At 43.9% G+C, this 12,185-nt stretch carries 12 protein-coding genes; 4 read left to right on the top strand and 8 right to left on the bottom strand.

Annotated features, from left to right (window positions below):
- Positions 1-118: 118 nt before the first annotated feature.
- Both ACYQ2M_RS18770 and ACYQ2M_RS18765 read left to right on the top strand, forming a co-directional pair.
- On the top strand, positions 119-616 hold the full coding sequence (locus tag ACYQ2M_RS18770; RefSeq protein ID WP_459917912.1) for a GNAT family N-acetyltransferase: 498 nt from the start codon (positions 119-121) through the stop codon (positions 614-616).
- Between the two features lie 3 nt (positions 617-619).
- Positions 620-787, top strand: a complete 168-nt coding sequence (locus ACYQ2M_RS18765; protein ID WP_459917913.1) for a tautomerase family protein — start codon at positions 620-622, stop codon at positions 785-787.
- Here the strand turns inward: ACYQ2M_RS18765 and ACYQ2M_RS18760 are convergent.
- On the bottom strand, positions 782-1,570 hold the full coding sequence (locus tag ACYQ2M_RS18760; RefSeq protein WP_459917911.1) for a hypothetical protein: 789 nt from the start codon (positions 1,568-1,570) through the stop codon (positions 782-784). The two genes, ACYQ2M_RS18765 and ACYQ2M_RS18760, sit on opposite strands and share 6 nt — an antisense overlap.
- Before the next feature lie 335 nt (positions 1,571-1,905).
- On the opposite strand from ACYQ2M_RS18760, the gene ACYQ2M_RS18755 reads away from it, so the two are divergent.
- On the top strand, positions 1,906-2,253 hold the full coding sequence (locus ACYQ2M_RS18755) for a winged helix-turn-helix domain-containing protein (RefSeq protein ID WP_459917910.1): 348 nt from the start codon (positions 1,906-1,908) through the stop codon (positions 2,251-2,253).
- A 7-nt stretch (positions 2,254-2,260) separates the two neighbouring features.
- Here ACYQ2M_RS18755 and ACYQ2M_RS18750 read toward each other — a convergent pair whose 3' ends face one another.
- The 7 genes from ACYQ2M_RS18750 to tmcD all read right to left on the bottom strand — a co-directional run bounded on the left by ACYQ2M_RS18750 (position 2,261) and on the right by tmcD (position 10,765).
- Positions 2,261-3,826, bottom strand: a complete 1,566-nt coding sequence (locus ACYQ2M_RS18750; RefSeq protein WP_459917909.1) for an ATP-binding response regulator — start codon at positions 3,824-3,826, stop codon at positions 2,261-2,263.
- 17 nt (positions 3,827-3,843) lie between these two features.
- Positions 3,844-6,138: a PAS domain S-box protein gene (locus ACYQ2M_RS18745; RefSeq protein ID WP_459917908.1), complete on the bottom strand. Its 2,295-nt coding sequence runs from the start codon at positions 6,136-6,138 to the stop codon at positions 3,844-3,846.
- A gap of 396 nt (positions 6,139-6,534) precedes the next feature.
- The gene (gene divK, locus ACYQ2M_RS18740) at positions 6,535-6,891 is read right to left on the bottom strand and encodes a DVU0259 family response regulator domain-containing protein (RefSeq protein WP_459917907.1); all 357 of its coding nucleotides are present in this window, start codon (positions 6,889-6,891) and stop codon (positions 6,535-6,537) included.
- A gap of 35 nt (positions 6,892-6,926) precedes the next feature.
- Complete coding sequence (gene tmcA / locus ACYQ2M_RS18735; protein ID WP_459917906.1) at positions 6,927-7,313, bottom strand: acidic tetraheme cytochrome c3 TmcA; 387 nt, start codon at positions 7,311-7,313, stop codon at positions 6,927-6,929.
- A gap of 17 nt (positions 7,314-7,330) precedes the next feature.
- On the bottom strand, positions 7,331-8,665 hold the full coding sequence (tmcB, locus tag ACYQ2M_RS18730; protein WP_459917905.1) for an electron transfer complex ferredoxin TmcB: 1,335 nt from the start codon (positions 8,663-8,665) through the stop codon (positions 7,331-7,333).
- Positions 8,666-8,826: 161 nt separating this feature from the next.
- Entirely contained in the window at positions 8,827-9,486 is a 660-nt protein-coding gene (gene tmcC / locus ACYQ2M_RS18725; RefSeq protein WP_459917904.1) for a TmcC family electron transfer complex membrane anchor subunit, read from the bottom strand.
- Position 9,487: 1 nt separating this feature from the next.
- The gene (gene tmcD / locus ACYQ2M_RS18720) at positions 9,488-10,765 is read right to left on the bottom strand and encodes an electron transfer complex subunit TmcD (RefSeq protein ID WP_459917903.1); all 1,278 of its coding nucleotides are present in this window, start codon (positions 10,763-10,765) and stop codon (positions 9,488-9,490) included.
- Between the two features lie 249 nt (positions 10,766-11,014).
- On the opposite strand from tmcD, the gene ACYQ2M_RS18715 reads away from it, so the two are divergent.
- Entirely contained in the window at positions 11,015-12,082 is a 1,068-nt protein-coding gene (locus ACYQ2M_RS18715) for an SPOR domain-containing protein (RefSeq protein ID WP_459917902.1), read from the top strand.
- Positions 12,083-12,185 lie beyond the last annotated feature (103 nt).

Here is a 12,185-nt window from a genome sequence, read left to right as displayed (position 1 = left end):
GAAACGTTCCAGCGGAAGCCCCAAAGAGAGCGGCTCTCGCTTTTCGAAATTTATCAAACAGGGGCCGGTCATAAATGCACCAGAAAAGCACTATGCTTAACACAATAGGATTATATATATGGTCAATGCAAATCAAATTGAAGTAGATGAATTTGCGATAAAATATCAGAACGATATACTGAACCTTATAGTCAACATACAGCAAAAGGAATTTGGCATTGATATCACTGCGGCAGATCAGCCCGACCTCTGCGATATCAAAGATTTTTATCAAAAGGGCAAGGGTAATTTTTGGGTAGCTTTATTCAATAAAGAAGTAATTGGGACTATAAGCTTACTTGATATTGGTCATAACCAGGTCTCATTAAGAAAAATGTTTGTCAACCAGGGATATAGAGGAAAAAAATATCAAGCTGCACTCACACTTTTGAACACACTTTTAAATTGGGCACAATTACATAAAATAAGAGAAATTTATTTAGGCACAACACCAAAATTTTTAGCGGCCCATCGTTTCTATGAGAAAAACGGTTTTAATGAGATCGCTAAAACATCTTTACCAAGCGCTTTTCCAATCATGAAAGTAGATACTAAGTTTTATAAATATGAACTATAATCCATCAATTCTCAGAAGGAGTTCAACACGCCATTTGTAAATGTAAAGATTTTGAAAAATCAATTTGATGAACCAAAGAAGAAAAAGCTTATTTCAGATTTGACGAATCTGATTGTGAATGTAATTTGTCAAGCTGAACGGGCTGCTGAGTTAATTCCGACATGTCTATGAAACGTGGATATGATCAATTTCATACCCCCGACGAATTTTTTCACCAGAAGCGTAAAAATTCGTTGGATCAAATCGATAAAAAAGCTTTTCCATCATTATTCGGTCGTGCTCTTCCAGTGAAGATTTCCAGGTTTCAATGCTTGTGTCTCCGGGTATTCTTGCCATGGATAAATAGCTGAGAAGTTCAATGATCATATTCATCTCTTCCTTTACAAAAGCTATGTATTGCCTGGAACAGCCTTTTTTTTCCAATAGATCAATCAAATGGGGCAGGATCGGTTTTTCAACCGTTTCAATAATGGTGTTTTGTTTAAACCATTCTGTTACGGAGCAGGTTTCGCTGGCCCTGTCCCTGAATTGTACTGTCAGGCGTGTATGCCGTTCTTTCTTAACAGGAACTTGTTCCCCTTTGATATGGACATGAATAAGGCGGGGATTAATCATTAGATCCCCTACCTCGGTGATGCAATTATTGTTTGCATAATTGCCTGCACAAAAAAGGGACAGTTCCGTCAACCTGATCAAAGAGTATCTTTCAATACTGTCTGAAGCTGACATAATAGATTCCAGCTCTTTTAGTTTTGACTCAAGAAAACTCTCGTTAAGGTGAATCAAATCCATCTGTTCGTCCAGTGTTTTATTATATCTGATAAGCCTGTTGATTCTGTCTCTGTCGTGGGAACCTGGGGAAAGAATATTGCCTGAATCTTTATTGCACAGACCATTTAATATGTCTGTCTCCATACCCCCATATACAAAAGCCTTACCTTCAGATACCTGCATATGTTTTTCCTTTTCCTCTGGTTATCATTTAAATAAACAGCCAAGAGAAGACCGTATTGCCACCACAACGAAAAATGAAAATTGTATAATGTCCCATCACTGGGACCATTGGTGAGGAAAAAGTCTGAGTTCTCCCCAGGTTGTGATTAAACACTGATCACACTCAATGGCAGTTGATAAAAATAGTAGATGGAATCATGAGCTATCATTCCAAAGTCGATATGTCAACATGAACATATCGATAGGGAGCAAAGCGTTTCCATATGGGCGCATTTCCAGATCCAAGGCAATTTGGTCGTGACTTTGACTATAACTTAGGTTAAATTTGCCTTATCATGGATAAAAAAACATATGCGATTCATACAAAAATCTGGATTGAAGATGATCATGGGCAGATGATTTTTGGCGAAGGTCAGTTGAAAATACTAGAAACCATTGATAACGAAGGATCTATCAGCGCAGCAGCCAAAGAGATGAAGATGGGCTATCGCTCCATGTGGGGTAAACTGAAAAAGATGGAGCAGCGGCTGGGCAGGCAGGTATTAATCCGAAAAAAAGGAGGCTCTTCAGGTGGTGAATCTATTTTAACATCTGAAGCCAAAACCCTGATTGCAAAATTCAGGCATATTCAGCAAAAGATTGCTCTGGATGCGAACAATCTTCTAAAGGATATTGATTTGTGATTTTCAATTAATTCAAGGGTAGAACAACAGTAAAAGAAGTGCCGGTACTTTTCTCGGAACTCACATCAATACTTCCCCCATGCTGATCAATGATGTGTTTGGAAATATAAAGCCCAAGGCCAGTACCGCTTTTCCCTTTGCTGGATTGAAACAGATTAAAAGCCTTTTTCATCTCCGTTTCTTCCATGCCGATGCCATTATCGGTGATGGTAAATATAATGTTTCCCGAGTTGGATGACACAGTTAAATCCACACAATGCTCTGATTTTGTATTATCAGCAGCACAGGCATCAATGGCATTGTCAAGGATATTGATTAAAGCGGAATGAAGCGCCCCAATATCGGCCATGAAGGTCAGGTCCGGCCCAGGAAGGGTGGATCGCAGTTCAATGGAAAGGGATTCGGCCCGGGAAGCCAGGGTTTTTAAAAGGTCGAAGCTGAATTCTCCGGCTGATACTGGCTCTTTTTGTACCTCTCGATCCTTGGCATAAAACAAAATATCCAGAATCATTTTCTTGATTTTAGCAGTCATCTGTTGCACCATTTCAAGTCCCTCCCGGGCCTGGTCCTGATTTTCCTTTTTCAGAGCTGAATTCAGCATGTACACCCCGCCATCCAGACCGGTGAGAAGCCCCTTGATGCCATGGGATACAGAGCCTACCATGAGTCCAAGTGAGGTCAAATGATCTTTAATGTCCATCACCTTTTTTATATCCGTTGCCATGATGATGGCTTCTGATACGGTGCCGTCATCATCCACAGCAATGGGTGAGGCCCAGGCAAGGCAGGGCAGTTGATCTCCATTGGAAAGGGTGTAGCTGACTTCAGACTGCTGGGAATTTCCCTGTTTAAATGTATGCAGGGCAGGGCATTGGGGGCAGGGCAGGGCGCTGTTTCGACAAACCAGGTGACAACAATAAGCGGTTGAAGCCTCAGAGTCATCACCGCTTTCAGGAAAATTAGCATGGCATCCAAAGGTTTTTTTAAACAGTGCATTGCTGCTTTTGATATGAAAAGACCGGTCCACCACAAACACAATCAAGGGAAGACTTTCCATGGATTCCAGAATGTCCTCAGGTGAATTTCTCCGGGGGGAACGTCCGGCCAGGGCCTTTGATTTTTCAAGGATCATGGATTCCAGGCTTTCGGTGTAGGCTTTCATACCCTGGCGAACCTGTCTTTTTTTCCGGGCTCGGTCAATGGCTTTACCAAGGGTGTTTACATCCACGGGTTTGGTAATAAATTCAACAGCCTCATTACGGAAACTTTCAATGGCCAGTTCCATATCACCGTGACCGGTGATCATTATGATCTCAGTATCGGGAGAGACCTGCTTGATTTTTTTAAGCAGTTCAATGCCGTCCATGCCAGGCATTTTTATATCCGTGAGCACCAGAGAAAAATCCTGGTTTTTAAATTTTTTCAGTGCCTCCATTCCATTTTCCGCCGTTATAACACCATGCCCCATGTCCTCCAGAGCAATGGTGAGGACGTCCCGGATATCTTCCTCATCATCCACCAGCAAAATATGCTCTTGCCGAACGCTGCTGTTTTCATTGGAATTAAAATTCATAACATTCCTTTTTCAACCTATGCCACCCCGGGCAGGATGATCTGAAACACCGTGCCTTGCGGAGATGTTTCCTTTATTTTAATTTTTCCCTTACTTTCCTTGATAATACCATAACTGATGGAAAGCCCAAGCCCGGTTCCCCGGCCCACCTCTTTTGTGGTGAAAAAGGGCTGGAATATTTTTTCCGCCACCTGCTCGGGAATACCGGTTCCGGAATCTTTTATTTCAATGACTAGCCCATTATTCCCGGATACAACGCTTTGTATATGAATGCGTTTGGGCTGACTGGCCTCCTGGTAGTCCATTTTTGTCTTTTCTTCAATGGCATCCCGGGCATTGATTAAAAGATTAATAAACACCTGTTCCAGTCGACCGGGGTCCGCCATGACCCGGGGCAGATTTTTTCCAAGATCCCACGCTACCTCAATACCCCGGACCTTTAACTGTTGGCTGAAAATTTCATAGGCTTTGGTTAATATGAGATTGACATCCACTGGCTCAAGATTTGCGTCAGATTTTCGGGAAAAATCGCGCATGTGGGTTATTATTTTGGATGCTCGGTCCACGTTGGAATCAATTTTTAGCAGCAGGCGATGGAGAATATCGGGCTTAATGGATTCATTTTTCTCAATCTTGGAACGGCAGAAACTCGAAGATGTTTTAATCACTGAAAGGGGCTGATTCAATTCATGGGCCACCCCGGTGGCCATTTCTCCCAGGGTGGCAAGCTTGGCTGCCTGATTGAACTGTGCCTCTGTTTCCAGTCGTTGGGTAATGTCCGATGTGGTCACCAAAAGTACCTTCTGACCCGGATACTCCGACAGGGAAATCCAGATATCCACTGGAATAATGGTGCCATCACTTTTTTTATGCCATACCTTGTTCATGATCCGGGTGGTGCGAATGGTTTCTTCAAGGGCACGGGGATCATCAAGGGATGCCAGAGAATCGGTATCCGCAAAAAGCATGGTAAAGGGTTGCTCCAGGAGCATTTCTTCAGCATGACCGTATACCTGCTTGACACTTTCGTTACAGTTCAAGATATGCAGACTATCATAATCGAGCACAAACACAGGATTGGGGATATTATTAAAAATGGCATGATATTTTTTTTCAGAGGCTTCGGCCCGCTGTTCCAGAAGTTTTCGCTGTGTGATGTCCAGATTGATTTCCATGGCTGCCACGATATTGCCCTGGGTATCGCGCACCGGAGAGGTTCTGACAATCCAGTGTTCCATGGTGCCGTCCCTCCCACGACCCAACTCTTCGGAATAGTGGGATTTACCATCCTCAAAGGTTTTTTCCACGGGGCAATTTTCACATTTCGCATTTCTTCCCTTGTAGGCCTGGTAGCAGTAATCTCCCGGGCTGGGATTGTATTTATTATAAAATTCTCTGTTGAAGTTGATAAGTTTGAAGTCACGATTCTGCACGGTGATAAGGCATGGCACATTTTCGAACAGGGTCTGATATTCATTTTTCTGCTTTGTCAATTCCATTTGATTATCAAAGATGCGCTGTCGCATGGTGTCAAAGGCCGCAGACAGTTGACCGATTTCACTGAGGGGATCTGTTTTGATCAGATGACGTCCGCCCTTGTCTGTGATGTGCCGGGTCTCTTCAGTGAGTAGACGCAGGGGATGGATGACAAATTTATAAACAAATAGAAAAATACACAGAGAAGGCACGATGATTATGGCCACGGCCAAAAGAAAAATGCTTTTTTCATACTTGATGATCTCCGCATCGGTTTCTTTAAGGGAAATAACCACATCAAGAGCACCCAGCACTTTGTCTTCAGTGTTATGGAAATGACATCTTTCCGAGCAGCCGGGCTCGTTATAAATGGGTGTGATAATACCCAGCAGACGTTCCCCTGTGTCTTTTGTGGACAGCCTACGGCGCTGGGCAAGGGTGAGACGGACCAGGGGAGGAGTGGTCTGGTGACACACCCGGCAGGTCCAGGAAGTGATGGGTTCAGTGCAGTCCACTTCAGCAGCAATATTTGAAAACTTGATTTCGCCCTGTTTATTGGTGATACGGACGTTTTCAATGCCCTTCTGGGTGGCGGTGTTCTTTATGATCTGGTTGATGTCGTCCCGGGAATTGAGCATCATGGAGTAGTGGGTGCCAAGACGGATGGTTTTGCTGATGCGATCGGCAATGTCGGTGCTGTCATCCAGGGATTTGTTTCTCTGATACCGGATGCTGAAAAAAGCCCAGGTGGCAATGGCCATAAGACAGACACACCCCATGATCAATATGAGCTTGAACACAAGGCTGTGCTGTATTTGGCTGATTATTTTTTTCATGGGATCATCAAATTTGATTCCTTAAAATAATTTCTTGGGTTTCCCGGGGATGCTTGATTTTTTATATGAACAGTAGGTACTGGGTTCTAAGCACTAATACCACTGCTTTTTCATAATTCATTGCGTTTGTCAGGCCATGGCTGTTATAGGAACATGTCGACAACAGATCCCCCAGCGGGCGGCCGGTCCGGCACGATCGGACCCAAAAAAAGACCTGTCCTTTTGCCCTGTGCAGGCTGTTTGAGAACAAACAAGCCTGCCCGCAGTTCCTGCGCTTTAGAACGACAGGGCAAAAGGAGTCGACGGTCCCGGGCCGGGCCGGGCGGCAGTTGGGGGCGGTGTCATGCCATTTTTATTCTTAGTTGTGTCTGGAAATTGCCAATTACCATTTTCATCTTACCCAATGGTATTTTTTACAATCCCCACCAGTTTTTCCGGATCAAAGGGCTTGGAAAGCCAAGTGATGGCCCTGTCAATGGACAAATGCCGACTGGCAAGTCCACTGATGACAATCACAGGAATATCCTTGAATTTTTCCTGCTTGGACAGTCTGCGAAAAAATTTGGGTCCCCACTCTCCATTGGGCATTTCAAGATCCAAGGTAATGAGATCCGGATTTTCCCGTTTCATAACCTCAAAGGCTTCGCCACCTTCTTTGGCAGAACAGGTTTCGTAGCCATTATCATTAAAAATATTTATCAGATATTTCACAATGGTGGGATCATCATCCACCACCAGTATTTTTTTTGTCATTTTAGCCTCCCTTATATTCGGTGTTCAGAATATCTTTACTTTTTATGGCATTCGCCACAGGTCAGCGGCCCTTTTTCAAGTTCCAGATGACACCCCCGGCAGCGATCATGGTAGCGGGTGATCAGTTCCATGTGCTTTGAATCGCCCTTGGTGGTATGGCATTCGGCGCAGGTGATATCCTCAGAAGACTCTTCTTCCATAAGTTTCCCATCTTCATAGACATGGTGGCACACGGCGCAGTCTTCAATGCCTGCATTTTCATTGTGGGTATCATGGGGAAAACAAACAAAGGGCCTTTTGTTATTTTCAAAGACGTCGGCACTTATGTCCATGCAGTCATTACACCAGGCCGAAAAGGAGAAAAGAACACTTATGGTGAAAGTCATGGCTGCTATTTTAATGGTTTTGGATCTTATTTTCAATTTAAATCTCCTTTGGCCTATTCTGGAAGTTCCAGGATTTCGTAAATAATATCCCCAAAGAACTTCAACTCCATATCAATGCCGTAGTGATGAATGATATCCTCAAGCCCTCCATGGCAGTTGTGGCAGGGTGCAATGACCACCTCCGCCCCTTGGGCTTTGGCTGCAAATAACTGTTCTGCCTTGATCTTTCCGCTGTCTACCCGGGCATTTTTAAAGGGAGGGCCACAGTTAATTACACCACCACCGGCCACGCAACAATAGTTGTGTTCCCGGTTGGGGGTCATTTCAATAAAGGTTTTACAGGTGGAGTTGACAATGTTTCTGGACATTTCATGCAGTCCTCGGCCCCTGACGATGTTGCAGGGATCATGCAGGGTCACCGGGCGGTCAAATTTCTTTTTTATTTTTATTTTTTCTTTCACAAAAAGATCGTTGTAATATTCTATGGCGTGGATCACCTCAAGGGGGGGCATCTTCCAGCCCAATGCACGGTTCCCCATGTCGTACACGGATCGGAATGCATGGCCGCATTCTCCCATGACGATTTTTTTGACTTTCAGGTCTGCGGCGGCCTCAAAATGGGCTTTTTTTAATCGTTCCATCATTTCATAGTCGCCGGTGTACATGCACATGTCGCTATTGTCCCATCCCGGCAAGGAGGGCATGGTCCAATTTTCTCCGGCGGCATTCATGATCACAGCGGCCTGGTAGATGAGCTGTGCCCGAAATTTGGGCTCGGGACCGATGACAGAATAAAAAACATCGGCACCTTCCTTGTCCAGGGGAATTCTCAGGTTTTCAACTTCGTCCTGGGCCTCTTCCTCCTGCCACATCAGGGTGTCCACCCATTCGTCATCCTTGATCCACATTTGATTCTTTGTAACAGAGTGACTGTGGGCTGTATCCTGGATATACAGAGGAACCACGCCAAGTTTATGGCAAATGCGGCGCATGACGGACATGACATAGGCAATGTCAAGGCCGAAGGGGCAATACATGGCGCATCTTTTACACAGATTGCATTGTGTGTAAGCCACCACGGCTGCATTCTGGATGAACTCCGGAGTAACCTTGCCTTTTTTGCGCATGATTTCCCACAAGGTCTGCTTGACCTTGGCAGCGGGGGAGTAGCTGGGATCTCTATCCCGACTCATGAAATAATGACATCCTTCACTGCAAAGCCCGCAATGAACACAGGTATCCACATAGGTTTTGAGTCTGGCACCGGTCTCACTTTCCAGTACCTGGTTGATCACCCGTTCTATTTTTTCAGGGGAGAGCTGTTCTACACCTTTAATAAGCCCTTGATCTTCTATGGCAGTGTCTTTGACTGCCTTTGATTCTGTCATGGCAACCTTCTTTAATATCTAAAAATTAAATCTGCGGTCGAAAAGCCTTTTTTTAATGGCATCCGACGTATTATTTACCTGTAAATATGGCCTGGACAGTTAATCAGCTCATGAGTCGCAAGTTTTCATTCTTAATGCGGCATGTGCTGTTTAAAAATTTCCTACCAGTCCTTTGCCATGCGGATACCCCCGAATTCCGATCCCATATATCCCCGGGTAAAGGGAAACAGAAACATATGAAATAATTTTGTAAAGGGAATGACAGCCAGCATGATTTCACCGGAAAGGATGTGAATGATGGTCATGGTGGGAAAACCTGCCCACTGGTGATATACCCAGAATCCACTTATAAAGGGGGCAGCCACAATAAAAAGAATCAAATAATCCACGGCGGTGGTCAGATATTTTACTTCGGGAAGCATAAGCCGCCTGAAAAGAAAAAAACCACAGGAAAAAATAACAATCAGGGTCATGACATCTGCCACAACGCCGGGAAGGGTGATCCAGCTGATATTAAAACTTTCCTTCCACATGATGACATGGGCAAAGACAAAAATTGGAACCAGAAACAGGCAAATATGAAAGGCAAAGGTGACAACCGTCATAGCGGGATTTAAGGTCATGTTCCGGCTGCCAAAGGGGGTCAGCCAGTGACCGATGGAACGAAGGGCAAATTTCAGATTCATGTATTCAAAAATCACCCCGTCTTTTTTTCGGGCCAGGGTGTAAAGAGAATAAAATCTAAAAGCACTGCCACCGATGAAGATAAGAAAGGCCAGCCAGGCCAGGGGCCCGGTGACAAAGGAATAAAGGGCATGCATATTACAGATCTCCTTTCAACGAAATGATTTCTCTGTGATATTTATTCTTTTCAATCCCCTTTATCAGCAATTTTGAACCGTCCGGGCTGAAAATAGGGGATTCCAGATGATCGTATGGGGTTTTCAGGATGGTATCATCAATGCCCACATAATAGGCACCGTTTTTTTCCACCTTGGTTGCTGTTTTCCGGCCATCCGGGCTGAACACCGGCTGCCAGACCATGTCAAACCGATTTTCCCAGGCAACGCCATCCACGGCAACGCCCCATTGGTTATCATCTTTAAATACACAGGCTGCACGGTTACCGTCGTCGCTGAGTACCGCATCTGTGAGATATTGGGAAAAAGTGATGTCCCAGGGGACATTATCCACGGCCAGGGTCCATTTGCCAAAGTCAGTGGCCACAATGGCAGCTATTTTCAAGCCGTCCCTGGAATAAAAATGGTGCCACAGCTGGACATATCCTTTATCCCAGAAAATGTCACCATCCTTTGCAAGGAACCATTTTCCACTGCTCTTCACCGGAGCGGTGACCCCGGAATCAACAGGGGAAAACCGGGGCTTCCACACCGAAGCGAATGGTTTTTTCCAGGTTTTACCATCCACGGCTATGAAATAATCATGGTAATTGGTACGCACCGATGCCGCCACCTGGGATGAATCTTTTGAAAAGACAGGGTCCCACACGTTCACAAAATTTCTGTCCCAGGCAACGCCGTCCACGGCCACAGAATAACACCCTTTTCTAAATTTGAAAATTTCGCTTTCAAGCACAGGAATTGCTTCCACCACGGCAGCACTGCTGTTCCCATCCGGGCTCACAACCATGTCGGTGAGACGTGAATAGGTCTTTTCCCAGGGGATGTCATTGAGTATGCAATTGTATTGCAGCTCTTTCTGGGTGGAAACAGCAACATGACTGCCCGACGGATTAAACGTCATATTCCATACAAAATCATAGGTGTTTTCCCAGGGAACGTCATCCGTGGACACTGTCCATTCCGCCATATCTGAAATCAGCGCAGATAACCGACCGTCCGGGCCATATTTCACGTTCCAGATTTTATCATAACTGTTTTCCCAGGTAACAAAAGAATTCTCACCATCCCCGGAGCAGATGGTGTATTCCATATCTTCATTTTTTACAATGGCGGAGATGTTCTCCCCGCTGGGACTGATGCGGGGTTCCTCCATATACGAAAATTCAGTGTGCCATGGTTCAAGATCAGCCACCAGACGTTTGCCGGTATCCCAATCCCAGTTATCTTTATTGCTCATAGTCATGTGCTCCTTGATAAAAGCAGGGTTTGATTCCCTTTTACCTGGTAAAAAAATTGACGTTGCAGTAAATAATAAATGTTTCGCTGATTCATAACATATAGATTTTTTTTTTCAAAGATTATTTCACCCTGCCTGAATTTGTTCTTCAATCACTGAAGAATCTGAGTGTTGAAATATTTTGGGGTTCATAGTATTCTGCAACAATTCAGATTCTGATCTACAATTTTTGGAAAGGCGAGTTCTACCATGATTTATAAATTAAGTTTGATTTGTTTTATGCTTCTTTTTTCAACCTGTACCATGGGGTATTCAGAATCAGGAAGTACTCTGTTTGATAACGGTATTGCAGAGTTTCAAAAAGGTCGATATCAAGATGCTGTTTTTTGGTTCACAAAACTCATTGAAAAGGAACCTTTCAATGCCAAGGCCTATAAAAATCGTGGGGTGGCACGATTGAGCCTTCAAAAATATGACATGGCCATTGAGGATCTGAACAGTGCTCTAAACCTTGATCCAGAGCTTGAAGGTGTTCGCAGCAACCTTGGGGTAGTATATCATTATATGGAAAAATACAGTGGTGCAATTGAATATTATAATGAAGAAATAAAAAAATTTCCTGACAATCATACGGCCTTTTTTAATCGAGCTCTTTCATGGTCAAAATTAAATGAATATGAAAATGCACTTAAAGATTTAAATACGGTATTAACACGGAACCCAAATGAATATTGGGCACTTGCTTATCAGGGTGACCTTTTTGCTAAATTAAACAATCTCGAGGCAGCTCGTGATTCATACCAGAAGGCTATATCTTTGAGCTCTGATAACACTTATGCTCGAGAGCAACTTGCATTACTTGAATCCTCCCCGTCGGAAATTATTGAATCACCCATGACGAAAACATCTATTACGGTGAAAGCACCTAAGCTTAAAAGCACCTTAACACATCCTAACACCTCCACAGAACAGATTGAAACCCCGCCCATATTGTCAGATACACAAACAACACCGTCTTCGAAGATATCTTCTCAAGACAGTGAACTCCCAGCAGAAAAAATAATATCTCGGCTTCATGCTTATACGATTCAACTTGGTGCTTTTCTTGAGTCTGATAATGCCAAGCCGTTGATTAGGAAGCTCCAAAAGAATGGGTATGAACCTCGAAAGCTTAATTTGCAAGATAAAAAAAGTCGTAAATGGACGCTTGTTAGACTTGGAGTTTTTGAGACATATGAACAGGCAACAAAAAAAATGCAGATTGTGAAAAAAAATTTAAAAATTGATGCCGTTGTCCGTCCGGTCGGTCGATTTTAAATATTTATTCCTTAGCTTTAAGTAGAAAAAAGACATGCATTATGGTATGAACTGCTCGCATCAGAAACAGCAGGAGCAACAGAATTAGCATTTAGAGAAATCA

The sequence above is a fragment of the Desulfocicer niacini genome (assembly GCF_054657595.1).
The sequence above is the reverse complement of the archived record's forward strand: the minus strand, read 5'-3'. Positions and strand labels throughout refer to the sequence as shown.

Coding starts and splice junctions, on each gene's coding strand:
- ACYQ2M_RS18760 (WP_459917911.1), bottom strand. CDS start 1,570: ATGCAGGTATCTGAAGGTAAGGCTTTTGTATATGGGGGTATGGAGACA.
- tmcB (WP_459917905.1), bottom strand. CDS start 8,665: ATGACAGAATCAAAGGCAGTCAAAGACACTGCCATAGAAGATCAAGGG.
- ACYQ2M_RS18750 (WP_459917909.1), bottom strand. CDS start 3,826: ATGAATTTTAATTCCAATGAAAACAGCAGCGTTCGGCAAGAGCATATT.
- ACYQ2M_RS18715 (WP_459917902.1), top strand. CDS start 11,015: ATGATTTATAAATTAAGTTTGATTTGTTTTATGCTTCTTTTTTCAACC.
- ACYQ2M_RS18745 (WP_459917908.1), bottom strand. CDS start 6,138: ATGAAAAAAATAATCAGCCAAATACAGCACAGCCTTGTGTTCAAGCTC.
- divK (WP_459917907.1), bottom strand. CDS start 6,891: ATGACAAAAAAAATACTGGTGGTGGATGATGATCCCACCATTGTGAAA.
- tmcD (WP_459917903.1), bottom strand. CDS start 10,765: ATGAGCAATAAAGATAACTGGGATTGGGATACCGGCAAACGTCTGGTG.
- ACYQ2M_RS18770 (WP_459917912.1), top strand. CDS start 119: ATGGTCAATGCAAATCAAATTGAAGTAGATGAATTTGCGATAAAATAT.
- tmcC (WP_459917904.1), bottom strand. CDS start 9,486: ATGCATGCCCTTTATTCCTTTGTCACCGGGCCCCTGGCCTGGCTGGCC.
- ACYQ2M_RS18755 (WP_459917910.1), top strand. CDS start 1,906: ATGGATAAAAAAACATATGCGATTCATACAAAAATCTGGATTGAAGAT.